Here is a 26,989-nt window from a genome sequence, read left to right as displayed (position 1 = left end):
CGCTAAACTCCAGTGGCTATCTTTCTTGTCCACCCTGGCTGGAATATAAAAATGAAAAACAATAATAGCCTGCTACGCCATCTGCCCTGGCTACTGCTGGCCGTCATAGGCGCGAGCGCCCTGGGCGTCGTGGCCTTGCGTCGAGGCGAGGCGATCAACGCCCTCTGGATCGTCGTCGCCGCCGTGGCCATCTACCTGGTCGCCTACCGCTACTACAGCCTCTTCATCGCCAACAACGTGATGCAACTCGATGCGCGCCGGGCCACGCCCGCCGTGCTCAACAACGATGGCCTGGACTACGTCCCGACCAACAAACACATCCTTTTCGGCCACCACTTCGCGGCCATTGCCGGCGCGGGGCCGTTGGTCGGGCCGGTGCTGGCGGCGCAGATGGGCTACCTGCCCGGCACGCTCTGGCTGATCGCCGGCGTGGTGCTGGCCGGTGCGGTGCAGGATTTCATGGTCCTGTTCCTGTCCACCCGCCGCAACGGTCGCTCCCTGGGCGACATGGTGCGCGAGGAAATGGGCCGCATCCCCGGCACCATCGCGCTGTTCGGCTGCTTCCTGATCATGATCATCATCCTCGCGGTGCTGGCGCTGATCGTGGTCAAGGCCCTGGCCGAGAGCCCGTGGGGCATCTTCACGGTGATGGCGACCATCCCGATCGCGATGTTCATGGGCATCTACATGCGCTACATCCGCCCGGGCCGCATCGGCGAGATCTCGATCATCGGCGTGCTGTTGCTGCTGGGTTCGATCTGGCTGGGCGGGCAGATTGCCGCCGACCCGGTCTGGGCCAAGGCCTTCACCTTCACCGGGATCCAGATCACCTGGATGCTGATCGGCTATGGTTTTGTCGCGGCGGTGCTGCCGGTGTGGCTGATCCTGGCGCCACGGGACTACCTGTCCACGTTCCTCAAGATCGGCACCATCGTCGCCCTGGCGATCGGCATCCTGGTCACCATGCCCGAGCTGAAAATGCCGGCACTGACCCAGTTCACCGACGGCACCGGGCCGGTGTGGAAGGGCGGTCTGTTCCCGTTCCTGTTCATCACCATCGCCTGCGGCGCGGTCTCGGGCTTCCACGCGCTGATCTCCTCGGGCACCACGCCCAAGCTGCTGGATAACGAAACCAACGCCCGCTACATCGGTTACGGCGGCATGCTGATGGAGTCCTTCGTGGCGATCATGGCCATGGTGGCGGCTTCGGTGATCGAGCCGGGCGTGTACTTCGCCATGAACAGCCCGGCGGCGATCGTCGGTACTGATGTGGTGGCCGTGGCCCAGACTGTCAGCAGTTGGGGTTTCGCAATCACCCCCGACGCGCTGCAAGCGGTGGCCAAGGACATCGGCGAGACCACCATCCTGGCCCGTGCCGGCGGTGCGCCGACCCTGGCGGTCGGGATCGCGCAGATCCTCCACTCGGTGCTGCCGGGTGAGAACACCATGGCGTTCTGGTACCACTTCGCGATCCTGTTCGAAGCGCTGTTCATCCTCACCGCGGTGGACGCCGGCACCCGTGCCGGGCGGTTCATGCTGCAGGACTTGCTCGGCTCGTTCGTGCCGGCCCTCAAGCGCACCGAATCCTGGACCGCCAACCTGATCGCCACCGCCGGCTGCGTGGCGCTGTGGGGTTACTTGCTGTACCAGGGCGTGATCGATCCGCTGGGCGGCATCAACACCTTGTGGCCGCTGTTCGGCATTTCCAACCAGATGCTGGCCGGGATCGCCCTGATGCTCGCCACCGTGGTGCTGATCAAGATGAAGCGCCAGCGCTATGTCTGGGTTACGCTGCTGCCGGCGAGCTGGCTGCTGATCTGCACCACCACCGCGGGCCTGATCAAGCTGTTCGACGCCAACCCGGCGATCGGCTTCCTGGCCCTGGCGCGCAAATACAACGACGCCCTGGCCGCCGGCCAGATCCTGGCCCCGGCCAAGAGCATCGAGCAGATGCAGCACGTGGTGTTCAACGCCTACACCAACGCAACGCTGACGGTGTTGTTCCTGTTCGTGGTCTTCAGCATCCTGTTCTACGCGCTCAAGGTCGGCATCGCCGCCTGGGGCACGAAGGAACGCACGGACAAAGAAGCACCATTCCAGGCCCTGCCGGACGCTTGATAGAGGATTGCAACGATGTTCAATGACTTGAGTCGCCTGGGTAAGTACCTCGGTCAGGCCGCGCGCCTGATGGTCGGCATGCCCGACTACGACAACTACGTCGAGCACATGCAAACCAAGCACCCGGACAAGCCGATGATGGACTACGAGGCGTTCTTCCGGGAACGCCAGGAGGCCCGTTACGGCGACAAGGGTGGGCCCAAGTGCTGTTGATCCGCTGATTGCCAGTGGATGATGCAACCCTGTGGGAGCGAGCTTGCTCGCGAAGGCGTCAGGTCAGTCGCCGTTGATGTGGCTGACACACCGCTATCGCGAGCAAGCTCGCTCCCACAGTTGTTTTGGGTGGGTCCTCAGGATTTGCCTACACCACAGATCCCTTGTGGGGTGGTCTCAGGATCTGCATACACCACCGATCCCTTGTGGGAGCGAGCTTGCTCGCGATAGCGGCGTGTCAGTTGATGATAATGTCGACTGACCCAACGCCTTCGCGAGCAGGCTCGCTCCCACAAAACCGCTTCCCTTTCAGGCATCAAGGAGATTCAGTTTGTCCTCTCCCATCCCGGTCACCATCCTCAGCGGCTTCCTGGGCGCCGGCAAGACCACGCTGTTGCGCCATCTGCTCAAGGCCGAACACGGCCTGAAAATCGCCGTGATCGAGAACGAATTCAGCGATGCCGGTATCGACACCCAACTGCTGGGCGACGAGCCGGTGCAAGTCATGACCCTGGCCAACGGGTGCGTGTGCTGCACCATTCACACCGACCTGACAAAGGCCCTGTACCTGTTGCTCGAGCGGCTGGACAGCGGCGAAATCGCTTTCGATCGCCTGGTGATCGAATGCACCGGATTGGCCGACCCGGCCCCGGTGGCGCAAACTTTTTTCATCGACGAGGACCTGCGCGAGCGTTATATCCTCGACGGCATCCTGACGCTGGTGGATGCCGCTCACGCCGACATCCACCTGGCCCAGGCCATCGCCCAGGCCCAGGTCGGGTTTGCCGATCGCCTGCTGCTGAGCAAGACCGACCTGGTGGACGCCGCCCAAGTCCAGGCCCTTGGCGAACGCCTGGCACGCATCAATCGGCGGGCGCCGATCCGGGTGGTCGAGCACGGCCAGATCGACTTGGCCGAATTGCTCGACATTCGCGGCTTCAACCTCAATGCGGACCTGGGCGCAGGGTTCAGCCTGCGACCGGTGGGCAAGGCCACCCCGGGCGATCGCATCAGCAGCCTGGTGTTGCGCACCGACAAGGCGCTGGATATCGACAAGCTCAGCGAGTTCATGAACCAATTGCTGGAAGATCACGGCAAGCAACTGCTGCGCTACAAAGGCGTGCTGAACATCGCGGGTGAACCCCGTCGACTGGTGTTCCAAGGCGTGCTCAAGTTGTACGGTTTCGATTGGGACACCGAATGGGCACCCGACGAAGCCCGGGAAAGCGTGATCGTGTTCATCGCCGACGAACTGCCTGAAGAGAAGATCCGCGCCGGATTCGAAGCCGCGCTACTTTGACTGTGCCTGCGTTCGTCAAAACGTCTGCTTGAAGCGCTTTTCGTGGCGAGGGAGCTTGCTCCCGCTCGGTTGCGCAGCAACCGCCAAAAAGCGAGGGCGGCTACGCCCCCCAGCGGGAGCAAGCTCCCTCGCCACAACAGCTATTTGACTAGCAGTTTTTGCTCCAGATGGTCCAGGTGCTCGTCCATCAGCCGCACGGCTTCGTTGACGTTGCGTCCTTCCACGGCGTCGACGATCGCCAAGTGTTCCTGCCAGGCGCAATGGCGGCGCGACTTGACCTCGTGTCGCGCCAGGGCCAACGAGGTCAACGGCACCAGGCTGCCGAGAAATTGTAACAATGGCGCGTTACCGGCCATGGCGGCCAGTTGCAGGTGAAACTCGCCGGACAGGCGTATCGCCGGGCCACGCTCGCCGCGGTCCAGGCAGTGTTGTTCCTGCTCTACCAGATCCCGAAGCCGTCGTAGATCCTGCGGTCGTGGTGCCCGGCAGGCCAGGCGCACCAGCGTCTGCTCGGCCAGGCGGCGAGCGTGGAGGATCTGCCGGGTCTGCTCCAGATCTGGCGCGGCGACTTGGGGTCGATGGTTGGGTCGCAGTATCACCACTTGCTGGTGGGACAGGCGCGCCAGGACGCGGCGAATGATGCTGCGGCTGACGCCGAACACATCTCCCAGGCTTTCCTCGGTGAAGCGGCTGGCCGGGGCAATGCGTTGTTCGAGGATGGCGTCGAAGATCCGCGGGTAGATATCGTCCACCGACGGTTTGCCGATCCGGCCGGGCAGGGGCAGGGCGGCAAGTACGTTGTGGTTATGTTGATGGGAAACGAGAGTGTTCATGGCGGTCTCCGCAGGCCCAGGCTCAAGTGCCGAGGCTGTCGTCCGGAATATTCAATTCGATGCCCATGCGCTGGCCTTCCCGGAGAATGTGCCGACGCATTTCGGCGCTGGCCTGGGCGCTGTTCTTGCCACGGATGGCACGGACCACGGCTTCGTTTTCTTCCAGGCGTTCGGCCAGGTGTTCGGGCGAGTTGCGCAACACATCGGCGCTTTGCTTGAGGGCGTTGCTGGTCTGCTGGACCACGTTCTGGAAGATCGGATTGGACGTCAGGGCAAACAGTTCTTCATGGAAAGCGATGTAGGCGTTGGCACAGGCGTCGCTGTCATTGGCTTCCAGGGCTTCGCGCATGTCCATGAGGGTCAGCCGCAACTGGCCGACTTCCTTGCTGCTGATGGACTGGGCCACGAGGCCGACGATGAAGGGCTCCAGGGTGTAGCGCAGTTGCAGCAGGTCTTCCAGGCTCGCGCCGGCCATGGCGCTGCCTTCACTGACGGTATCGTTGAGATTGGCCTCCAATACCACGACGCCTTTGCCGGGCATCGAACGCACCAGGCCCAGCGTCTCCAGGACGATCACCGCTTCACGCAGGCTGGGCCGGCTGATGCCCAGTTGCTCGGCCAGTTCGCGCTGGCCGGGCAGCATGTCCCCCGAGCGCCACTGGCCCCGGGCGAGGGCGGCGCGGAGTTTCTCCACCACGGAATTGACGACGGTCGATGAGCTGATCACATGTGACTCCTTGGAAATCAATCAGGCAATGCCGGCTCGCGGGCCGGCATCGCCGTCTTTCAGAATTGCTGGTGATGGGCACTGCCCACCGGTTTTCTGGGTTGAAAGGTATAGCCTTGTTGGCCGGACAGCACCTTGCGCGCGCGAGGAACATCGATGTCTTTCTCCCAGCGGGCAATCGCCACGGTGGCCACGCAGTTGCCAATCAGGTTGGTCAGGGCCCGGCCAATGCCCATGAACCAGTCCACGGCCAACACCAGCACCAGGCCCACCACCGGGATCGCCGGGATCGCGGTCAGCGTCGCCGCCAGGATTACCAATGCCGAGCCGGGAATTCCATGGGCGCCCTTGGAAGTGATCAGCGACACCAGCAGGATGGTCAACAGGTCGCTCAGGGCCAGGGGTGTACCGGTGGCGTTGGCAATGAAGACAATCGCCAGGGTCAGGTAAATCGAAAAGCCATCCAGGTTGAACGAGTAACCGGTTGGAATCACCAAGCCCACGGTGGAGCTGCCGATCCCCAGGTGTTCGAGCTTGCGCATGATCTGTGGCAGCACGGCATCGGACGAAGCGGTACCGAGGACGATCAGCAGCTCTTCGCGCAGGTATTTGAGAAACGGCAGCATCGGCAGGCCCGATGCGCGCATCACCAGACCGAGGATCACGGCGACAAACGCGATGCAGGTCAGGTAGAACAGGCCGACGAGGCTACCCAGGTGCTGCAGCGAGTCCAGGCCATATTTGCTGGTGGTGAAGGCAATGGCGCCAAACACGCCGATAGGGGCCAGGCGCACGATCATGCCCATGATGCGGAAAATCACGTGGCTGAGTTCGTTGATCAGCCGTGAAATACCGGAAGCGGCGTCACCCACGAGGTTCAATGCACTGCCGAACAGCACGGCGAACAGCAGCACCTGCAGGATATTGTTTTCCGCGAACGCTCCGATCACTGAGGTCGGGATCAGGTTCATCAGGAACTGCGTAGTAGTGACCAGGTGCTGGCCGCGCTGGGCGATATCGTTCACGTCCGTGCTGGAGAGCTGCTCCAGATGGATGTTTGCGCCGCTGCCAATGCCGGTGCTGAAGGCAAGGACCAGGCCGATGACCAGGGCGATGGTGGTAAGGACTTCGAAGTAGATGACCGACTTGAGGCCGATGCGCCCGACCTTCTTGAGATCACCGGCGCCGGAGATGCCGCTGACCACCACGCAGAACACGATCAGGCCGATGAGCATCTTGATCAGCTTGATAAAGCCGTCGCCGAGGGGTTTGAGCTGTGCAGAGTATTCGGGAAGGGTAAGCCCGCAGACGATGCCGAGCACCAATCCGAGGACAACTTGAAGGAAGATCGACCGCGAGCACCATTTGAGCATGGGAGGGATTCCTGGTTCGGTGTCCTTGTTCGCCAGAGGGGCTGGCGTCGGGACTTCATTATTGTGGTCTTACCGGTTTGTCCAGTGCAGGCGCAGTCTAGGCGCTGTTTTCGCGGGTATGCAAGCCCGGCTACAGTGATTTGGCTTGACCGGTCTTACCAGTTGCGGTGAAAGCCCTGTGCTTGAGCCTCTCCCAGGTTGGAAAAAATTTTGCCCCCAAGGCCTAAGCGAATAACGAGGACATGACACAAACCTGTGGCGAGGGAGCTTGCTCCCGCTCGGTTGCGCAGCGACCGCAAAATGTTGGGGCTGCTGCGCCCGAAGCGTCGGACCGGCCCAGCGGGAGCAAGCTCCCTCGCCACAGGGGGTAGATGGTTATCCCAGCCTCACCGGTGTTCTACCGGTATTCGCCTCAGAGGATGCTAAGAATGAACGCCAATAAAAAAGGCCCGCATCTTTCGATGCGGGCCTTTTTGGCTACGCGTTAGCGAGCTAATTAAGCGCCGTATACCGGCAGCTTCTTGCAGATGGCCTTGACCTTCTCACGCACGGCGTCGATGACCGCTTCGTTGTTCAGGTCCGCCAGGATGTCGCAGATCCAGCCGGCCAGTTCCTTGCACTCGGCTTCCTTGAAGCCGCGAGTGGTCACGGCCGGGGTACCGAAGCGCAGACCCGAAGTGACGAACGGCGAGCGTGGGTCGTTGGGCACCGAGTTCTTGTTGACGGTGATGAACGCCTTGCCCAGCGCCGCGTCGGCGTCTTTGCCGGAGATTTCCTGCTTGATCAGCGAAAGCAGGAACAAGTGGTTTTCAGTACCGCCGGACACCACGTCGAAGCCGCGCTCGATGAACACGCCGGCCATGGCCTTGGCATTCTTCACCACTTGTTGCTGGTAAGCCTTGAACTCAGGTTGCAGGGCTTCCTTGAAGCAGATCGCCTTGGCGGCGATCACGTGCTCCAGCGGGCCACCCTGGGCGCCCGGGAAGACGGCGGAGTTCAGCTTCTTCTCGATGTCGGCGTTGGCGCGCGCCAGGATCAGGCCACCACGCGGACCGCGCAGGGTCTTGTGGGTGGTGGTGGTGACCACGTCGGCGAACGGCACCGGGTTCGGGTAGACGCCTGCGGCGACCAGGCCGGCAACGTGGGCCATGTCGACGAACAGGTAGGCACCGACCTTGTCGGCGATCTCGCGGAAACGCGGGAAGTCGAGGACCTGGGAGTAGGCGGAGAAACCGGCCACGATCATTTTCGGCTTGTGCTCGAGGGCCAGGCGCTCGACTTCGTCGTAGTCGATCAGGCCGTTGCCGTCGATGCCGTACTGGACGGCGTTGTACAGCTTGCCGGAGGAGGAAACGCTGGCGCCGTGGGTCAGGTGACCGCCGTGGGCCAGGCTCATGCCCAGGATGGTGTCGCCGGCCGACAGCAGCGCCAGGTACACGGCAGCGTTGGCTTGGGAGCCTGCGTGTGGCTGGACGTTGGCGTAATCGGCGCCGAACAGTTGCTTGGCGCGGTCAATGGCCAGTTGCTCGACCACGTCGACGTACTCGCAACCACCGTAGTAGCGCTTACCTGGGTAGCCTTCGGCGTACTTGTTGGTCAGTACCGAGCCTTGAGCTTCCATCACCGCGGGGCTGGTGTAGTTTTCCGAAGCGATCAGCTCGATGTGCTCTTCCTGGCGCTGAGCTTCTTGCTCCATGGCGGCAAAGAGATCGGCGTCGTACTTGGCAATAGTCAAATCACGGCTGAACATGGCGGTCCTCAAGGATCGGGGCAGAAAAGGGGGGCATTCTACCTCAACCGGTTTTGGAAGGCATATGAAAGGGCGTCATGTCTTGGACGAATGGGTTTCATGGACAATTGTGTGTCGTCCAGGCTGGCGCCATCGCGAGCAAGCTCGCTCCCACATTGGACCTGCGTACACATAACCTGTGGGAGCGAGCTTGCTCGCGATGAGGCCGCTACAGGCGCTGAAGGGCCTCAGTCGAGCATGAACAACGCATCATTGCTGAACTGCGCTTCGAACCGATTGGCCGGCATCGGCCGACCGAACAGGTAGCCCTGGACTTCGTCGCAGCCGTGTTCACGCAGGAAGTCCAATTGCTCGTGGGTCTCGACGCCCTCGGCGATCACCGCCAGGTTGAGGCTGTGGGCCATGGCAATGATTGCCCGGGCGATCTGCGCATCCTGCTCGCCGGAGGGCAGGCCGTCGACGAAGGTGCGGTCGATCTTCAGCACGTCGATGGGGAATTGCTTGAGGTAGTTGAGCGACGAATAACCGGTGCCGAAATCATCGACGGCAATGCTCAGGCCCAGGTTCTTCAACCCGGCGAGGATCTGCATCGCCTCGCTGACTTCGCGCATCAGGATACTTTCCGTCAGTTCCAGCTCCAGGCAGGCCGGCGGCAGGCCAGTGCTGCGCAGGATATTGGCGATGCGCGTGCCCAACTGGCCGTCGGAGAACTGCCGGGCGGAAATGTTGACCGAGACTTTCGGCACCCGGACCTTGGCCTGGTGCCAGGTCCTGAGCTGCCGGCAGGCTTCGGTGATGACCCAGTCGCCGACATCCACCACCAGCCCGAGTTCTTCGAGCACCGGGATGAAATCCCCCGGCGGCACCAACCCGCGTCGCGGATGGCGCCAGCGCAGCAGGGCCTCGGCGCCGGTCAGGCGTTTGCCATCGCCGCTGAACTGCGGCTGGTAATACAGCACGAACTCGTTCTGCTCCAGGGCATGGCGCAGGTCACTTTCCAGTTCCAGGCGCTCCAGGGCGCTGGCGTTCATGTCGGCCTGGTAGAACTGGAAGTTGTTCTTGCCGCGTTCCTTGGCGTGATACATGGCCGTGTCGGCGTTCTTCATCAACTGGCTCAGCTCGTTGCCGTCCTGGGGGCTCAGGGCGATGCCGATACTGGCGGTGACGAAGAACTCGCGGCCTTCGAGCACGAAGGGGCGGACCAGACTGGCGAGGATCTGCTCGGCCACGTTGATGGCCCGGTTCAGCGCCATTTCGCGGCTGGCGCGCGGTTGCAGCAGCAGGGTGAACTCGTCGCCGCCCATGCGCGCCACGGTGTCGTCGTCGGCGACGCAGCCGAGCAGGCGCGTGGCCATCTCCTTGAGCATCCGGTCGCCGGCGGCATGGCCGAGGGAGTCGTTGATCGGCTTGAACCGGTCCAGGTCGAGGAACATCAGCACGACCCAGGTCTTCTGCCGTTCGGCCGATTGCAATGCGGTGTGCAGGCGATCCTGGAACAGCGTGCGGTTGGGCAGGTGGGTCAGGGCGTCGTAATAGGCTAGGCGATGAATGCGCTGCTCGCTGGCCTTGCGTTCGCTGATGTCGCTGAAGAAACACACATAGCTGGCCAGGTCGCCTTCGTCATCCAGCACCGCGGTGATGCCGACCCAGGCCGGGTAGTGTTCGCCATTGCGGCGCTTGAGCCAGACTTCGCCTTCCCAGGTACTGTGCTGTTGCAGTTGCTTGAGCACGTAGCGCAGGTGGGCTTCCTGCTGGTCGTCCACGGTCAGCATGTTGGGCAATTGATCCAGCACTTGCGACACGGCATAACCGCTGACGCGACTGAAGGCTTCGTTGGCCTGGACGATGTAGCCGGCCGGGTCGGTGATCAGGATCGCCGAGGTCGAGTGCTCGAAGACCGTGGCGGCCATGCGCAGGTCTTTTTCGGCGCGACGTTGCTGGCTGATGTCGCGGCCCACACCCAGGACGCCTTCGAACGCGCCATGTTCATCCCACACCAGCACCAACCGCAGCTCGATGGGGATCTTGCGCCCGTCGGCACGCAGGCAGTCGAACAGGAACAACTGGGTCTGCATCTGGTTGCGCAGCTCGGCCAGTTGTGCGGGCTTGTCGAGGGCCTTGCTGACCCGGTCCATCAGGCTGTAGATGCCGGTCAGTTGTTGCGGGTTGGCGATGATCGATTGCCAGCCGTTCTGGAAAATCCAATCGGCGGTGTAGCCCAGCACCGCTTGCACCGACGGGCTGACATAGTTGAGCGAAAGCTTGTTGTCGGTGGAGAAAATCACGTCGCTGATGCTTTCGGCGAGCATCCGGTAGCGTTGCTCGCTGTCGCGCAGCGATTCGCTGGCCTCGATCTGCTCGGTGACGTCCTTGGCCACGCCGATGATTCGCGTCACCTGGTTATGCCGGTCGCGGGCCAGGGCCTGTTCGCGGATGTCGAAACAGCGCCACTTGCCATTGCGATGACGAAAGCGCAACTGGCATTGCAGCAACTGCGTGTAGCCGCCCCGCCGTTGTTCCTGGCGCAGGTTGTGGTAGTGATCGGCATCGTCGCTGTGCAGCAGGATTTCCCAGAAGTACTCGCCCATCTGGTGCAGTTCGGTGCGGTCGTATCCCAGGGTCTGGCCCAGGTGATGGTTGCTGAAGATCATCCGCTGGCTGATGACGTCCTGCACATAGAGATGGTCCGGCACGGTGCGCACCACGTCGGACCAGAACCCCTCGCGTTCGAGCAGCGACAGCTCGATCAGCTTGCGGCTGGTGATGTCGCTGATGCTCAGGATGACCGCGTTATAGTCGTGCTGTTTTTCCGGCAGGCGCAGCACCAGCCACAGGTGCTGGTCGCGACCATGGGCGTCCTGGAGCTTGATTTCCAGTTCCAGTTGCTTGTGTTGATCGAGCAGCGCTTCGAGCAGCTTCGAGCCGACGGGGTTGTTGTCCTGCGCACCCTTGCCGACCAGCAACTGCCAAGCCCGGTCGCAGGAATCGACGTTGAGCAGTTTCAACGCCATCTGGTTGACTTCGGTGACGTGAACTTCCTGGCGCAGCTGTTCGAGTTGGTGAGTGGTTTGCAGCCAGGCGCGCAATTGATCGCCAGTGTGCAGGCCGGCTCGCTCAAAAAAGGCCTTGAGCCCCGACAGGTCAAGTACGCACAGGGCTACGCCGGTGCCTTCGAAAATATCCTGGTAACGTCGCCGTCCCTCGTGCAACTGCCGTTGGCGCCGACGCATGTTCAACAGCGCGATCACCGGCAACAACGAAAACGCCAGGCCCAGCAGGCATTTGCCGATGAAGGCCGGCAACAGTTGTTCAATCACCTGGCGACGGTCGAACAGGCCCCGCAGCTGCCAGTCGCTGCTGCTCAGGGGCACGGTCAGTACGGTGCTTTTCAGGTCGTCCGGCGACAGATGGGTCGGGCTGCTCGAAGGCAGGCTCTCGTCGCGGCTGATGATTTGCTGGTTGAGACGGTTCTCCACCAGCCATAGCGGGCGCAGCCCCACATCGGCCTGCTTGGTGAGGGTGGCGAAAAAGTTCGGGGTCAAGCGCAGGGCCCAATAGCCACGGCCGCTACCGCTGGCCTGGTGCAACAATAGATGCACCACGGAGCCATCTTCGGCATTGCTGAAATAATGGGCCTGGGCCCGGCTGCGTCGCACCAGTTCGCTCAGGTAGTCGGCATCGTGGCTGTTGGCATCACTGTCACTGAGCACCCGGCCGGAAGGGCTCAGCAATGCCAAGCTGCGCAGCTCGGGGAGCGACTGCTGGAGTTTGTGAACCAGGGCCTGCTGCTCGTCGATACTTTGTGGTTGTTCGACGATCGGTAGCAGATTGAGGGCGATTTGCGCGTTCAAGGCCATGTTCAGGCTGACCTGCGCGGCGAGATCGGCGGTGTAGTCGATGGTGTACTGGCGCTGTTGCTGCTGGGTTTCGCGCAGTTGGTCGAGCAGTTGCCAGAACAGCAAGCCGAGCAACAGCAGCACCAGCGTGGCCAGCGCACCCTTCAATGTCCCGCGCAGGGGCGAGCCGGGCACGACAGCGGGTGCGCGAGGGGACAGGGGCGGATTGACGTTGGACAAGCTGTAATCCTGCGTTTTGCTGGACTGGCGCGACGTGCACTATAAGCCGGACGCCCGAAGGGCGGCTAGCATGCCTTGACTTGTGGCAAAGTGCCAGCCCTGGGCGGCTGGACCTTGACCGACGGTTGAGGTAGCTTTGCCGGTCAAACAAGAGCGGTCCAGCTCCAGATTCCCAGGCTCTATTCGCCCGCAGGCATTGATGATCGTCAAGAGCCAGCGCCGCGCATGGCCTGGCTCGTTCTTTTCACCTGTCACTGACGCTAGGTTCACCATGGCTCAATACGTCTTCACCATGCATCGGCTGAGCAAAGTTGTTCCGCCGAAGCGGGAAATCCTGAAAAACATTTCTCTGTCCTTCTTCCCTGGCGCCAAGATCGGCGTGCTGGGCCTCAACGGTTCGGGTAAGTCCACGCTGTTGAAAATCATGGCCGGCGTCGATAACGAATTCGACGGCGAAGCCCGTCCGATGCCGGACCTGAACATCGGCTACTTGCCGCAAGAGCCACAGCTGGACCCAACCAAGACCGTGCGTGAAGTGGTCGAGGAAGCGGTCAGCGTGATCAAGGACGCCCAAGCGCGTCTCGACGAGGTCTACGCCGCCTACGCCGACCCGGATGCCGATTTCGACAAGCTGGCCGCCGAACAGGCCAAGCTCGAAGCGATCCTGCAGGCCAGCGACGGCCACAACCTCGAACGCCAGCTGGAAGTCGCCGCCGATGCGCTGCGCCTGCCGGCGTGGGACGCGAAGGTCGAACACCTCTCCGGCGGTGAGAAGCGCCGCGTGGCCCTGTGCCGCCTGCTGCTGTCGGCACCGGACATGCTGCTGCTCGACGAACCGACCAACCACCTGGACGCCGATTCCGTCGCCTGGCTCGAACATTTCCTGCACGACTTCCCAGGCACCGTGGTGGCGATCACGCACGACCGGTACTTCCTGGACAACGTCGCCGGCTGGATTCTCGAACTCGACCGCGGCGCGGGCATTCCGTACGAGGGCAACTACTCGGGTTGGCTGGAAGCCAAGTCCGATCGTCTGGCCCAGGAATCCAAGCAGCAGTCGGCCCATGAAAAAGCCATGAAGGAAGAACTGGAGTGGGTGCGCAAAGGCGCCAAGGCCCGCCAGTCCAAATCCAAGGCACGTCTGCAACGCTTCGAGGAAATGCAGTCCCAGGAATTCCAGAAGCGCAGCGAAACCAACGAGATCTACATTCCGGCCGGTCCGCGCCTGGGTGACAAGGTCATCGAGTTCAAGAACGTCAGCAAGGGCTACGGCGACCGCGTGCTGATCGACAACCTGTCGTTCTCCATGCCCAAAGGCGCCATCGTCGGTGTGATCGGTGGTAACGGCGCGGGTAAATCCACGCTGTTCCGCATGTTGATGGGCAAGGAAACCCCGGATTCGGGCAGCATCGAGATCGGCGAAACCGTGCAACTGGCCTGCGTTGACCAGAGCCGCGAAGACCTGGACGGCAGCAAGACCGTGTTCCAGCAGATCTCCGACGGTTCCGACCAGATCCGCATCGGCAATTATGAAATCCCGTCGCGCACTTACGTGGGCCGCTTCAACTTCAAGGGCGGCGACCAGCAGAAGTTCGTCAAGGACCTGTCCGGTGGTGAGCGCGGTCGCTTGCACCTGGCGTTGACCCTGAAGGAGGGCGGCAACGTCCTGCTGCTCGACGAACCGTCCAACGACCTCGACGTCGAAACCCTGCGTTCCCTGGAAGAAGCCTTGCTGGACTTCCCGGGCGCCGCCATTGTGATCTCCCACGATCGGTGGTTCCTCGACCGCGTGGCGACCCACATCCTGGCGTACGAAGACGACTCGCAAGCGGTGTTCTTCGAAGGTAACTACACCGAGTACGAGGCCGACCGCAAGAAACGCCTCGGCGAAGCCGCTGCCCAGCCCCATCGCGTACGGCACAAGAAATTGGCCTGATTCGGTCGGTTGCATAAAAAAACGGAGCCTTCGGGCTCCGTTTTTCATGGGCGCAATACGGCCTTCACCACAGATCAGAAATGTGGGAGCGAGCTTGCTCGCGATGGCGTCGGATCAGGGACATTGAGGTTGACTGAGCCACCGCTATCGCGAGCAAACTCGCCCCCACAGGCATTGTCAGCTTGCTTTAAGCGGGCACAGCGAAATCGAGCGACAGTATGTTGGGGATTGTCGGATCGATCTCGTACAGCAAGGCATAACCTGCGCCGGTAATCCCCGTCAGCAGGCTGACGTCGGGAACCCGATCGCTGTCGAGAAAGGGGCCTTCGAAAAACTGCCGGGTGACTTCCTTGAGCGCTTTTCTGACTCTGCCGATCCCCTCGGGATTATCTGAATGCCGATACAAGTCATACAGGCAGATCAGATTGCCGAAATCGCCATGGCAAAGGTTGTAGCCGTCGCCAAACCCGTGTTGCCAGAGATTGTTCTCGCACCGCTTTATATCGTCGAGCACTGTCTGTCGGGTCGCTTCATCCAGGGCGTCCCCCATCGACGCCATGAACTGTCGCCTGGCGATGAGGATGCCTCCATCGCCGTGGCACCACTTGGACGCATGGTCCAGGGGCCCGAGGTTTCGAAGATCCAGCCAGAAACCGTCCCGACTCAAGCGGTTTTCACCTTCCAGCACCTGGATGGCCAAGGGCACCAGCGTTACGTCGCCCGTCACATCATAGGCCTTGCACAATGCGTGGATGACACCCGAGAGTCCGTGGGACAGGCCCGTCAAAATGACGGAGCGATCATCCCGCCGCAGAAGCTGGCCGTCTTCAATCAGGATTTGATCCTTGATGTAGTCGACCATGCGTTGGATGGCCGGCAGCACATCCTCTTGCGCAGAAAGCGCATGGATATTGGCCAGCAGCGTCACAGCGCCACAACAGCCTCCCAGAAAGTCGAAATCATAGTCTTCAGGATGCACTTCAATCAGTTGGCTCAGCAGGCCAGCAATCTTCTCATCATGCCGGGCGTCTCCAGTGACTTGGCGACGATTGATGAGCAAATAGAGGTAAGCCCCCAGCCCGTGATATGCGCTGAGCGTCAAATCGGTTTTGAAAAAACCGAAGCGCTGTTCGAGTGAGTACAGGACCTGATCCATGCGCGACAGAAAGTGCGGCTTGCCGCTCACCTTGAACAGGCTCAGGTAAAACAGGCCAATCCCGGCGATACCGGAGTACAGGCCGTGATCCATTGGCGACGGGTATTTTCTTTGCGTCGTGGAGTGCGTATGGAAAGACAGCCAGCTTATATCCTGTGCTGCGCCCACTATCGCCAGTTCTTCAAGACGGGCGCTGATGCTCTGAACCGCGTCGAGGGCCTTCTTTTCAAGGTTCGCCAGCGTCTGCTTGATACCCGATGGCGGATGCCCATTCGATTCTGGAAACAAGCAGATTTCGAGCAAGGTGCGTTGCAAGGCCCAGTCCTTGCGGGACAGGTTGGCTATTTTTTGTAGGCAACTTTTTAGCGGTGGCTCCAGGGGCGTCATGTCGATGGTTTCACCTTGCGCGCTCGTAAAATAGCTGGCGTTCAGCGGCATGGTAAAGCACGGAATGCTGGACCTTTGCAGATCAGCTATTTCATAGCGGGGAATGCCCTTTTCCCGGTAAGGTTCTTTCAAGTCCTTCCACAAGGTCGCAAGCAGAAGTTCTCTGTCGAGCATGTTTTGTGTAAAGCGTGGGTGACGGATCAGCCCAATAAAATCAGCGTAGCGCTGAGAGTTCTTCAGCAGTACCCGGGTCGACAGTTCACCTGCTGATTGTTCAAGCATCTGCATGACCGCGCGCCGATGAACCATGAGTTCGCCATAGGCATAGTCAAAGCCTTGGAGAAGCTCTGCTTTATACGCTTCAGGTCCCTTGCGCTCACCTTGCCAAAGCGGCAAATGTTTTTGCATCAGGTGGTGTTCGAACTCAACTTTACGCAAATGGTAAAAGCCACCCTCAAAAACCAGGGAAGGGCGCGTCGAGATGAATAGCGCTTGTCGGGTCAGGCCGCTTTGATCGTTATCGGGTTGTTGTGAAAAAGGTACGAAGCCACTGGAACATATTGACTGCTGGACCCATTTAAAACTATTGGACAGTGCACAGCCGGCGGGCAGGTCTGTGAGCAGGTCGCTGGTGGAGGCGGTGAACAAGCACTCGAGGTCAATCATGACCGGACTGTTTGCGCAGACGATAATATTTTCGTAGTGAAAGTCGATTCCGTTCAGCGCATGAATGACGGCCATTTGTGCCCCCATTTTTTGATAGAACAGTCCAACGTCTGCTTCGCTGTCACAAGGTAGGTTGTCGACTTTTTCTACCCAGCTATGTCGCTCGCGGCTGAGAATCCTTGGGGTGTGGATAGAAAAACAGTCCGCGCCTGTCCATTCACGCAATTGTCCAAGAAGACGATAGAAGAAAAGCGCTTCCCGGCTTGCTCTTGGCTTGTAAACCAATGAGGTGGTGCTGATTTTGACTTGGCAGACCGTTTCGCCGCGACCGTGGGGGTCACCCAGGCCGAGCTCGATAGCCTCGATTTTCCGACATGAGATCGAAAACTCCCTCTCCAGCGCTTGAGCATCGTCGGCGAAGTGTTGAATGACTGCATAAAGGTAATGAATGGTGTCGTCCAGCAGATCAAGCAGCAGTACGGCCAGCACTGGGTAGGATTCAAAAAAAACCAGCAACGGCGACGTGCGCAGATGCGCATTGAATCCGTTCAAGTCAATGTCATCGCCGTCCGCAATCTGCGTGTTCAAATAATGCACCAGGCTTTGTTCTGCCGTGCGCCCCACGCGGGTCAGGACATAGCGTTCAAGGCTTGCAAAAAAGGCGGGTTCATCAATGTACGTTGACGCATTGAAATAACGCTCATCGGCCTTGAATGTGTCGACGAAATAAAGATAAAAACGATAGCTGAACCAGTAAAAATTATCCTTGCCGTCCGAGCTTTCTTTCGTTTCGACATGAAGGCTGTCGAGGTGAGTGAGCTTTTCCTTCAAGGCGCTCAACATGCTTTCGCCATCGGTGGGCAAGCCCTGCGGGCTGATGGGTTCCCTGATATACGAGACCAGTTGTTCCTTGTTCAACCCAAAGTGATTCAGCAAGGTTTGGTCATCTGCATGCAGGCGGTTCAGGTTGTTTTCAAAAAGAGCGATGGCACCCTCGGAAGAACCTCTGTACTTCCCTCGTTGATCCAACTTCAAAGCGTTAACAAGCATGCCGTGGCTCCTGGCATGGATAGAGCAGGCAATGCCTGCTCTATGTTTATAGGTATTGCCTGTTGAGAGGGTCAGTTAGCCGGGCTTAACACCCGAGTGTCGAACATCCAATGTTGGTGCACGTGCCAAAGGTATTGCACTCCATCGTGGTTGCCAGCATTCCTCCGAGGTTGTTCGCGGGCGCTTGATAAGCGTCGAATTCGCTATAGAAATCGCCGGACATGTTCAGGATTTGTTCGCTCATGATGTTTTCCTCATCAGTTATCAACATCACATACAGTCAATGGCGTGCGAGTAAACGCATCCGAGCTGTAGGAGGTTGATGGAGTTGTTTTATAGGGGATTAGGACTTATCAAAGACCTGTTGTGCAGATCCATTCTGGCATGGCCAGTATGTGTTAGCTCATTAGTGTCTTTCCTTTGTTGTTGTAATGCGCGCCGATTGGGGCGCGGGAAAAACAGTAGCATGGTGCCGATTTAACGCAAACTTGTTGTTATGACTCCATGTTGCGGTTACATGTGGCTACGGTAAGTAACAAGTTGTTGTGGTGTTTTGATGTTGGGGTTTTTAATTGTGCTCAAAGAGGCCGGCAACATCACTGGAAATCTATCGCCACGATCTCGATGGCGAGATCTCCCAAGGGTCGCGTCCATGTGACTTCATCCCCAACTTTCGCCCCCAACAACGCCCGCCCCAGCGGCGAGCCCCAGTTGATCAATCCACTGGCCGCATCGGCCTGGTCTTCACCCACTAACTGCACTCGCTGCTGTTGATCGTGTTCATCGACAAAGGTCACCCAGTGCCCGATTCGCACCTGATCGGACGACGTCGGCGCAACGACCTGGGCGCTTAGCAGACGCTGTTTAAAGTAGCGCAGATCCCGTTCAAGGTCGGCGATCCGTTGTTTGTCCGCCAGATCCCCTAGGGTCACCTGCTGGCCGTGCAAGGCCTGCAATTCGGCGACCCGGGCTTGAAGCTGGGCTAGCCCGGTGGGCGTGACGTAATTGGGTTGCGCGCTGACCTGGCGTTCGACCGGCTGGTCGGCCTGGGCAGCGGCGTTGTCTTCGTTGACGAAAGCGCGGCTCATGAAACCTCCTCTTGTTGGAGTTTGGGCCATGGTCGCAGGGTTTTGGTTTCGACGGATGTCTGTACGCGACTTACTGCGAGCGATAAGCCCGGGCGGCGTCCTGGTCCTTCTGTTGCTGCCAGGCCCGTTCGCGTTCGTCCCAATGGCGCTCGCGGTAGGCGTTACGCTCTTCACTCTCACGCATCGCCTGGCATTGGCGGAAGCCGTCGCTCCAACCTTCGGCGTAGCGTGCATCCTTCAGGTAACGCGGCACGTCTTTCCTGAATTGGCCAGTGATCACCCCGGCCGCTTGCCGGCCACTGCTGCAGCCATCGTCGTAGCCGTCGGCGAACGCCGGCGGATAGCCCCGGGCGATCAGGTCTTCGTGGGTTGTTTCACAACCACCGAGCAACATCAGCACACCCAGTACCATCGCCGCGCGCTTCATTTTCGTTTTCCTGCGAATCCTGCCTACAAGAAGTCTAGAAGTGGATTCGTCGCAGAGACGTGAAAGCAGGGTGATCAATCCGTTGGTTGCGCAGGCCAGGGTCAGTAGTGATACCACTTCACCTCAAGCATCACCTCGTTCTCCGGCGAGGCCAATTGGCTGAACTCCCGTTGGGCACTCAGGCGCAGGCCGAGGTTGCGGGACAGTTCCCATTGCTGATTGAGGCTCAGGCTACGGCGCACTTCGCCGTTGACGAAATAATCGCCCTTGGCTTCCAGGCTCAGGTTGCCCAGCGGGTTTTTCCACAGCACACCGCTGTTGAAACCGGCGGCCGGGGCGATGAACTGGTCGAAATCGTTGTTGTGTTCCACCCGCACCGTGCCCAGGGCAAAGCCCAGCACATCGTCGCCCAGCGCCCAGGTGCCGCCTGCGCCGCCGTTGACGTGGCTGACCAAGGTTTCATCGTCGTGTTTGCCCGGCACCCGCTCCAGGCCGCCGGTGACCTGCCAGGACAGTGGCTGCAGCAACTCGTTGCGCGGGGTCAGGGAGCGAATGGTCGCCAGGTCCAGTTGCTGCACCTGCCAGTCGTTGCCCTCGTATTGGCGCAGCTTCAATTGGAGGATTTCGATCTGTGCCCCCAGCGGAAAGCTCTCGGCATTGTCGTTGAGGTCGTGATAGGCCATGCGCAAGCCATATTCGCCGAATGCCCGGTCCCCCCGCGTGCCGAGGCCGGCCTGCCAGGTGCGCGATTGGTGACCGTCCTCGGGCAGGCCCGGTTGCGGGATCTCGAGTTCTGGCGCGGGGTTCTGGTTGATCGCCCGCAACAGTTCGAAGCTGCGCTGGGCCCGTTGCGGATCACGTTCCTGGCCGTTGGCGCGATAGCGCTCCAGGCGATAGGCCGCATCGATGATCAACGCCTGGCGCTCACGCGGCAGCGCCTTGAAGGCCGGCGTTTGCAATTGCTGCTGGTCGGCGCTGACCTTAAGTACCCATTGCTGCTCATCATCGCTGAGCGGTTCGGCGCGGCTGAGCAGTTCCCGTTCCCGGGACGGCCGATACTGGATGCTTTCCACCAGGCCGGCTTCCTTCACCGCCTTGACGGTGTCGGTGGGAATCGCCGTCAGCGGGAATTGTTCGGTCAGGCGCAGGCTGGGGCGGGCCACTTGCAACAACTCGAGCAGGCGATAGGAGCAGTTTTCGTCGAAGAAGAAATAGTCGAACTGGATCTGCTTGAGTTCCCAGACATGCCCGACCATGCGCTCGGTTTCCGCCTGGCTCAGGTTGAGGCGGTATTCCCACAGGTCGCGGTTCTCCAGGCTACGGTACTCGGAGAGTTTTTCCTGGTACGGCACCAGGGCGAACAGGCCGGGGTAACCGCCCATCAGGCCTTTCCAGGCATAGAGGATGCTGTTGTCGGAGCCTTCGATGTAGGCACCGAAGTTGATTGCGTAGCTGAGCAGGGCAGTCTTGTCGCTTTGTACGTCGGCCTGGTCGATGCGCAACAGGGTGTGGCCGAACATCGAGGACGGGCTGTTCAGGTACGCGGCCGGGAAAATCATCACCGCGCTGTGGGGCGAGACGTCCTTGAACCACTGGGTGAAATCGCTGCAATCGACTGCCGGCAGGTCTGCCAGGTTGAGCTGCGCCTTCAGCCAGCGGGTTCGCGCCGGGTAGACGCATTGGGCATGTTGCTGGCCGGCGTTGGCTGGGCCATACAAGGCTTGCAGCGTGGCGGTCAGTTCACGGTCGGGATGTTCGTTGCCATCGGGGGCGAGGAAGAATTTTTTGTCGCTGATATAGCTGCGCCAGCCGCCGAGCTTGGCGGTTTCGTAGTGGCCCAGGGAAATCCAGAAGCGGTCGTTGGCCAGTTGCTGCAAACGTTGAGGGTCGACATGAGGTGCGGCGGACAGCGGGGCGCACACACAGAGCGCCAGCCAGGCAAGGCGTTTGAGCATAGTCGGCTACTTGGAAAGTCGAAAAATAAAGACCGAAGGGCCCCAAAAAGAAAACCCGCTCCCCGAGAGGAGCGAGTGCTGCCGAGCTTAAGCTTGAGTGGCGTACTTGGCCAGGCGTGGGTCGTTTTTCAGCACGGCCAGGGTGTTGGTATGCACGTCTTCGGCAGTTACATCAGCTTTGCTGAAGATCTGCTGGAAGTGCTCGTGGGTCACAGCGGAGAAGTGCGCGCGGTCTTCCGGCGCCACGCCCAGTACCACGGCGTAGGTGGTCAGCGCTTCGCCCTGACCCTTGGCCATGTCTTCGGACAGCTCGTTCATCATCCCATTCATGGCCAGCCAGGACTTGCCGCCGTAGGTCAGTGCCGCGTTGGTCGAGCAGCCGTTGGTGCCGGAGGTCATGCCGAAGGTTGCGTTACCGGACGTGCCGTTGGTGGTGGATGCCAGGAAGTGTGCCGGAGTGCCACGCTGACCTTCGAACAGCATGTTGCCCCAGCCGCAATCCGGGCCGCCCGGCGCCTGAGCCATGGCGTTGATGGATACAGCGGTGAAGAGAGTACCGAGAAGAATCCGTTTCATAGCTATGTTCTCTTTATGTGCATACCGATGGACAGGGTCTGGCCCCTACAGCAGCCAGTGGGCCGGTTATTGTTCCAGCCGCGCAGTTTGGAGTTTAGGCACGATCCGAGGGTTCCGTGACATTTTGCAAAAACATTACATGTGATCACCGTTTTACGGGGCCCTGCCCGGGGTTTTTCCGTTGGCTATGCTTTGGTCAGAGGCGCTCCTTGCCAGTCAGGTACAGGCAGCGCCAGAATGCCGCTATCTGCCCCGCCTGATGTAAGGAAGCCCGATGCCTGATCCTGTTGCTGCCAGCTTGCGTCTAGCGCCCGAAGCGCTGACCCGTCCGTTTTCCGCTGAACAGTTCAGCTTCTCTACCACCAATGATCTGGAGCCCTTCCGCGGTGTGCTTGGCCAGGAACGTGCGGTCGAAGCCTTGCAGTTCGGCGTGGCCATGCCACGCCCCGGTTACAACGTATTCGTCATGGGCGAGCCCGGCACCGGCCGGTTTTCGTTCGTCAAACGCTACCTCAAGGCCGAAGGCAAGCGCCTGCAGACCCCGGCGGACTGGGTCTACGTCAACAATTTCGATGAGCCCCGCGAACCCCGCGCCCTGGAACTGCCGTCGGGCACGGCGGGTGCGTTCATCGGTGACATCAACGGCTTGATCGACAACCTGCTGGCGACCTTTCCGGCGGTGTTCGAGCACCCGTCCTACCAGCAGAAGAAAAGCGCCATCGACCGCGCCTTCAACCAGCGCTACGACCGCGCCCTGGATGTGATCGAGCGCCTGGCGCTGGAGAAGGACGTCGCGCTGTACCGTGACAGCAGCAACATCGCCTTCACGCCGATGAGCGAAGGCAAGGCCCTGGACGAGGCGGAGTTCGCCCAGTTGCCGGAAGCCGAGCGCGAGCGTTTCCACGAGGACATCTCTGGCCTTGAGGAGCGCTTGAACGAAGAGCTCGCCAGCCTGCCGCAATGGAAGCGCGAGTCCAGCAACCAGTTGCGCCACCTCAACGAAGAAACCATCACCCTGGCCCTGCAACCGTTGCTGGCGCCGCTGTCGGAAAAATACGCGGAGAACGCTGCGGTCTGCGGCTATCTGCAGGCCATGCAGGTGTATCTGCTCAAGACCGTGGTCGAGCAACTGGTGGACGACAGCAAGAGCGACGCCATCGCCCGCAAACTGCTGGAGGAACAATACGCCCCGAGCCTCGTGGTCGGGCATCCGTCCAGCGGTGGCGCGCCGGTGGTATTCGAACCACACCCGACCTACGACAACCTGTTCGGCCGGATCGAATACAGCACCGACCAGGGCGCGCTCTACACCACCTACCGACAACTGCGTCCGGGCGCCTTGCACCGGGCCAATGGCGGCTTCCTGATCCTGGAAGCGGAAAAAATGCTCAGCGAACCGTTCGTATGGGATGCGCTCAAGCGCGCCCTGCAATCGCGCAAGCTGAAGATGGAATCGCCCCTGGGTGAAATGGGACGCCTGGCCACGGTGACCCTGACGCCGCAACACATCCCGTTGCAGGTCAAGGTCGTGATCATCGGCGCCCGCCAGCTCTATTACGCCTTGCAGGACCTGGATTCGGACTTCCAGGAAATGTTTCGCGTGCTGGTGGATTTCGACGAAGACATCCCGATGGGCGATGAGAGCCTGGAGCAGTTCGCCCAGTTGCTCAAGACCCGCACTTCGGAAGAAGGCATGGCGCCGCTGACCGCCGACGCGGTGGCGCGCCTGGCGACCTACAGCGCCCGCCTGGCTGAACACCAGGGGCGCTTGTCGGCGCGCATCGGTGATTTGTTCCAATTGGTCAGCGAGGCGGATTTCATTCGCCAATTGGCCGGTGACGAAATGACCGATGCCGGCCACATCGAGCGTGCGCTCAAGGCCAAGGCCACCCGCACCGGGCGTGTCTCGGCGCGGATCCTCGACGACATGCTGGCCGGGATCATCCTGATCGACACCGCAGGTGCGGCGGTGGGCAAATGCAACGGATTGACGGTGCTTGAGGTCGGCGACTCGGCGTTTGGCGTGCCGGCACGGATTTCCGCCACGGTGTACCCGGGCGGCAGCGGCATCGTCGACATCGAGCGGGAGGTCAACCTTGGCCAGCCGATCCACTCCAAGGGCGTGATGATTCTCACCGGTTACCTGGGCAGTCGTTATGCCCAGGAATTCCCGCTGGCGATCTCGGCCAGTATCGCCCTGGAGCAATCCTACGGTTATGTGGACGGCGACAGTGCGTCCCTGGGCGAGGCGTGCACGCTGATCTCGGCCCTGTCGAAGACGCCGTTGAAGCAGTGCTTCGCCATCACCGGCTCGATCAACCAGTTCGGTGAAGTGCAGGCGGTGGGCGGGGTCAACGAGAAGATCGAAGGTTTCTTCCGCCTCTGCGAAGCCCGGGGTTTGACCGGTGAGCAGGGGGCAATCATTCCCCAGGCCAACGTCGCGACATTGATGCTCGATGAGAAAGTGCTGGCCGCCGTGCGCGCCGGGCAGTTCCACGTCTATGCGGTGCGCCAGGCCGACGAAGCCCTGAGCCTGCTGGTGGGCGAGCCTGCCGGCGAGCCGGATGAAAACGGTGAGTTCCCGGAGGGCAGCGTCAACGCCCGGGTGGTGGAGCGGCTGCGGGTGATCGCGGAGATGATCAGCGAAGACGACATCAAGGAAGCGGAAAAGGAACTGGCACAGCAGGCCTTGGCGGAGGCCAAGCCGGCTTGATCTCTTCCTGAGGGCCGCAAGACGTCTGTAGAAGTCCACTGTGGGAGCGAGCTTGCTCGCGATAGCGGAGTCTCAGTCATGGTTTTCTCGACTGTCACACCGCTATCGCGAGCAAGCTCGCTCCCACACTGTTTTGTGGATTATCGCTAAAAAGTGCCACCACTTTGGCGTCAATATTCACACTGTGACCGCTCGGCGTATTCTGGTCTCGAAAACCCGTGGGGTCGGAACTTTTCTTCTATCCTCAGCTCAAGGATAACGAGAGTCATCATTGGATCGAAACAGTCTCCTCCCGAGGCTGAATACCGGATCTACCGAGGGGCGCCGCCATGTCGCGCAACCTTTGCCTCACTCGTCAATGCCTGGGTCTGGTCACCCGTATCGAATGCGCCATCCGCCCGCTGGCGGGAGATACCGGTATGTGGACCTTGCTCTTCGCCGCCGGAATGGCGGGCGAACAACCCTCCGCCATCAAGGCCCAAGGGCCATTCCCCGGCCCGACTGCCGCCGAAACCATCCTCGATACCATTGTGCAAAGCCTGACCTTGCACGGCTATGAGCTGGCCGATGACCCGCAGATCTGGTCCTTGCACATGCAGGCCCAACTGCGTGAAATCAATGGAGGCCGTTGTCGCAACGTCGGCGGCTTCGAGTTTCGTCCGCTGCATTGAAAGCCAGCACCGCGCGGGCAGTGGCAGTAAAGTTTTGACACAAGGCGGGAACCAGGGAGGGGCCCGGCATTTGTGGGGCTGGTCATGGCTGATATACTCGCCGCGATTTTTCAGCCCAGGTGTGAGATTCAATGGAACGCTTTATCGAAAACGCAATGTACGCCTCCCGTTGGCTGCTGGCGCCGATCTACTTCGGGCTGTCCCTCGGCCTGCTGGCCTTGGCGTTGAAATTCTTCCAGGAAGTCTTCCACGTCATCCCCAACGTGTTTTCCATGGCCGAGTCCGAGCTGATCCTGGTGCTGCTGTCGTTGATCGACATGGCGCTGGTGGGCGGCCTGCTGGTGATGGTGATGATTTCCGGCTACGAGAACTTCGTCTCGCAACTGGATATCGCCGACGACAAGGAAAAGCTCAACTGGCTGGGCACCATGGACTCTTCGTCGCTGAAGATGAAAGTCGCCGCCTCGATCGTGGCCATCTCGTCCATCCACCTGCTGCGCATCTTCATGGACGCCAAGAACGTCGATCCCGACCACCTGATGTGGTACGTGATTATCCACATGACCTTCGTGGTCTCGGCGTTTGCCATGGGCTACCTGGACAAACTGACCAAACACTGAGGTCTGTCGACCGCGCTGATGCAACGCCCGCCTGTAGAGCCACAGGCGGGCGTTGTCGTTTCCGGCGCCGCACTTTGGCGCGAGGGCTCGTCACCCGCCGTGGCATCTGTGCTAGTCTGCTCGCCCTTTTGGTTCCGGGCGCTCCGGGAGGCGCTGTGGCACACACGGCAACTTCTCGAGCCGTCCGCACAGCGGAGCAGCATCATGTCCGAAGTTAACCTGTCCACCGACGAAACCCGCGTCAGCTACGGCATTGGCCGGCAGTTGGGCGACCAACTGCGCGACAACCCGCCACCGGGTGTCAACCTGGACGCGATCCTGGCCGGCCTGACCGACGCGTTCGCCGGCAAGCCAAGCCGTGTGGGCCAGGACGAGATGTCCGCCAGCTTCAAGGTCATTCGTGAAATCATGCAAGCCGAAGCAGCCGCCAAGGCTGAAGCCGCTGCTGGCGAAGGCCGCGCGTTCCTGGCGGAAAACGCCAAGCGTGAAGGCATCACCACCCTGGCTTCCGGCCTGCAATTCGAAGTGCTGACCCAGGGTGAAGGCGCCAAGCCGACCCGTGAAGACCAGGTGCGTACCCACTACCACGGCACCCTGATCGACGGCACCGTGTTCGACAGCTCCTACGATCGCGGCCAGCCAGCCGAATTCCCGGTAGGCGGCGTGATCCCAGGCTGGACCGAAGCCCTGCAACTGATGAACGCCGGCAGCAAATGGCGCCTGTACGTGCCGAGCGAACTGGCCTACGGCGCTCAAGGCGTTGGCAGCATTCCACCGCACAGCGTGCTGGTGTTCGACGTCGAGTTGTTGGACGTCCTGTAAGACCCTGTCCGGTTTTACAGCCGGACAAAAAACTGTGGGAGCGAGCTTGCTCGCGAAAGCGGATAGTCAGTCGACATCCTCGTTGCTGACGCACCGCCATCGCGAGCAAGCTCGCTCCCACAGGTTATTTATGCTCATCCGTGAAACCTGCCGCTGAAATCACCCGCAGGGCGCAACGCCCGGGCATAGCAGAACAGGAACAGATTGCGCACCAGCTCCTTGAGCACCAGCGGCTCACTGGAATTGAGGCTGTTGAGGTCCAGGTCTCCTTGGTCCTGCAGCTCATTCAAGGCTTCTTCTTCAAGCACCGCACAGACTTCCCCGGTTTCCCGATGCAGGATCCTGAGGTAGGGATGTGGGCGGTCCAGCCAGGCATCGATCAAATACGTCATGGTTCTCATCTCCTTGATGGGTTCGATGAGAATAATTCTTATTCGCTAAATAGCAAGTCTCTATTGGTGTTCCGATTGTTTTTCTGACGATGGGTTGTGGTAGCTCAAGACGGCTGGCACTTGGCTAACGCCCGGGAAAT

At 60.5% G+C, this 26,989-nt stretch carries 20 protein-coding genes; 8 read left to right on the top strand and 12 right to left on the bottom strand.

Annotated features, from left to right (window positions below; translation table 11 throughout):
• Positions 1-51 precede the first annotated feature (51 nt).
• From J3P85_RS25485 to yjiA, 3 genes are all read left to right on the top strand, one after another.
• A complete protein-coding gene (locus J3P85_RS25485) occupies positions 52-2,118 on the top strand; it encodes a carbon starvation CstA family protein (protein ID WP_411385681.1) in 2,067 nt (688 codons plus the stop codon).
• Positions 2,119-2,133: 15 nt separating this feature from the next.
• Entirely contained in the window at positions 2,134-2,331 is a 198-nt protein-coding gene (locus tag J3P85_RS25480; protein WP_434703971.1) for a YbdD/YjiX family protein, read from the top strand.
• 331 nt (positions 2,332-2,662) lie between these two features.
• Complete coding sequence (gene yjiA, locus J3P85_RS25475; RefSeq protein WP_434703970.1) at positions 2,663-3,631, top strand: GTPase; 969 nt, start codon at positions 2,663-2,665, stop codon at positions 3,629-3,631.
• 140 nt (positions 3,632-3,771) lie between these two features.
• On the opposite strand, the gene J3P85_RS25470 is transcribed toward yjiA, so the two are convergent.
• The 5 genes from J3P85_RS25470 to J3P85_RS25450 all read right to left on the bottom strand — a co-directional run bounded on the left by J3P85_RS25470 (position 3,772) and on the right by J3P85_RS25450 (position 12,390).
• A complete protein-coding gene (locus J3P85_RS25470; RefSeq protein WP_434703969.1) occupies positions 3,772-4,464 on the bottom strand; it encodes a GntR family transcriptional regulator in 693 nt (230 codons plus the stop codon).
• A gap of 22 nt (positions 4,465-4,486) precedes the next feature.
• Positions 4,487-5,191 carry a FadR/GntR family transcriptional regulator gene (locus J3P85_RS25465; protein WP_411385678.1) on the bottom strand — a complete coding sequence of 235 codons (705 nt, stop codon included), beginning with the start codon at positions 5,189-5,191 and terminating at the stop codon, positions 4,487-4,489.
• A gap of 59 nt (positions 5,192-5,250) precedes the next feature.
• Entirely contained in the window at positions 5,251-6,564 is a 1,314-nt protein-coding gene (locus tag J3P85_RS25460) for a C4-dicarboxylate transporter DctA (protein ID WP_186709788.1), read from the bottom strand.
• A 496-nt stretch (positions 6,565-7,060) separates the two neighbouring features.
• A complete protein-coding gene (gene glyA / locus J3P85_RS25455) occupies positions 7,061-8,314 on the bottom strand; it encodes a serine hydroxymethyltransferase (protein WP_039593914.1) in 1,254 nt (417 codons plus the stop codon).
• A gap of 227 nt (positions 8,315-8,541) precedes the next feature.
• Positions 8,542-12,390: a sensor domain-containing protein gene (locus J3P85_RS25450; protein ID WP_434703967.1), complete on the bottom strand. Its 3,849-nt coding sequence runs from the start codon at positions 12,388-12,390 to the stop codon at positions 8,542-8,544.
• A gap of 271 nt (positions 12,391-12,661) precedes the next feature.
• On the opposite strand from J3P85_RS25450, the gene ettA reads away from it, so the two are divergent.
• Complete coding sequence (gene ettA, locus J3P85_RS25445; protein WP_135847259.1) at positions 12,662-14,326, top strand: energy-dependent translational throttle protein EttA; 1,665 nt, start codon at positions 12,662-12,664, stop codon at positions 14,324-14,326.
• A 187-nt stretch (positions 14,327-14,513) separates the two neighbouring features.
• Here the strand turns inward: ettA and lanM are convergent, their stop codons facing one another.
• The 6 genes from lanM to J3P85_RS25415 all read right to left on the bottom strand — a co-directional run bounded on the left by lanM (position 14,514) and on the right by J3P85_RS25415 (position 21,631).
• The gene (lanM, locus tag J3P85_RS25440; RefSeq protein ID WP_434703966.1) at positions 14,514-17,585 is read right to left on the bottom strand and encodes a type 2 lanthipeptide synthetase LanM; all 3,072 of its coding nucleotides are present in this window, start codon (positions 17,583-17,585) and stop codon (positions 14,514-14,516) included.
• An 85-nt stretch (positions 17,586-17,670) separates the two neighbouring features.
• Entirely contained in the window at positions 17,671-17,829 is a 159-nt protein-coding gene (locus J3P85_RS25435; RefSeq protein ID WP_434703965.1) for a hypothetical protein, read from the bottom strand.
• A 352-nt stretch (positions 17,830-18,181) separates the two neighbouring features.
• A complete protein-coding gene (locus J3P85_RS25430) occupies positions 18,182-18,673 on the bottom strand; it encodes a GreA/GreB family elongation factor (RefSeq protein ID WP_434703963.1) in 492 nt (163 codons plus the stop codon).
• 70 nt (positions 18,674-18,743) lie between these two features.
• Complete coding sequence (locus J3P85_RS25425) at positions 18,744-19,100, bottom strand: hypothetical protein (protein WP_434703961.1); 357 nt, start codon at positions 19,098-19,100, stop codon at positions 18,744-18,746.
• Between the two features lie 101 nt (positions 19,101-19,201).
• On the bottom strand, positions 19,202-21,055 hold the full coding sequence (locus J3P85_RS25420; RefSeq protein ID WP_434703960.1) for an Lnb N-terminal periplasmic domain-containing protein: 1,854 nt from the start codon (positions 21,053-21,055) through the stop codon (positions 19,202-19,204).
• A gap of 87 nt (positions 21,056-21,142) precedes the next feature.
• Positions 21,143-21,631: a DUF3015 domain-containing protein gene (locus J3P85_RS25415; protein WP_030140293.1), complete on the bottom strand. Its 489-nt coding sequence runs from the start codon at positions 21,629-21,631 to the stop codon at positions 21,143-21,145.
• 274 nt (positions 21,632-21,905) lie between these two features.
• Between J3P85_RS25415 and J3P85_RS25410 the strand changes: the two genes are divergently transcribed.
• The 4 genes from J3P85_RS25410 (at position 21,906) to J3P85_RS25395 (ending at position 26,457) form a co-directional block, all read left to right on the top strand.
• Positions 21,906-24,344 carry a Lon protease family protein gene (locus J3P85_RS25410; RefSeq protein WP_186709818.1) on the top strand — a complete coding sequence of 813 codons (2,439 nt, stop codon included), beginning with the start codon at positions 21,906-21,908 and terminating at the stop codon, positions 24,342-24,344.
• A 329-nt stretch (positions 24,345-24,673) separates the two neighbouring features.
• Positions 24,674-25,015 (top strand): hypothetical protein, encoded by a 342-nt coding sequence (locus J3P85_RS25405; protein ID WP_186730510.1) that lies wholly within the window; start codon positions 24,674-24,676, stop codon positions 25,013-25,015.
• Between the two features lie 131 nt (positions 25,016-25,146).
• The gene (locus J3P85_RS25400) at positions 25,147-25,635 is read left to right on the top strand and encodes a TIGR00645 family protein (protein ID WP_186709819.1); all 489 of its coding nucleotides are present in this window, start codon (positions 25,147-25,149) and stop codon (positions 25,633-25,635) included.
• 204 nt (positions 25,636-25,839) lie between these two features.
• Positions 25,840-26,457 carry an FKBP-type peptidyl-prolyl cis-trans isomerase gene (locus J3P85_RS25395; protein WP_186709820.1) on the top strand — a complete coding sequence of 206 codons (618 nt, stop codon included), beginning with the start codon at positions 25,840-25,842 and terminating at the stop codon, positions 26,455-26,457.
• Positions 26,458-26,591: 134 nt separating this feature from the next.
• On the opposite strand, the gene J3P85_RS25390 is transcribed toward J3P85_RS25395, so the two are convergent.
• Entirely contained in the window at positions 26,592-26,849 is a 258-nt protein-coding gene (locus J3P85_RS25390) for a PA4570 family protein (protein ID WP_053125388.1), read from the bottom strand.
• Between the last annotated feature and the right edge of the window lie 140 nt (positions 26,850-26,989).

The organism is Pseudomonas sp. Z1-12, from assembly GCF_051132015.1.
Taxonomy (GTDB): domain Bacteria; phylum Pseudomonadota; class Gammaproteobacteria; order Pseudomonadales; family Pseudomonadaceae; genus Aquipseudomonas; species Aquipseudomonas zanjanensis.
The sequence above is the reverse complement of the archived record's forward strand: the minus strand, read 5'-3'. Positions and strand labels throughout refer to the sequence as shown.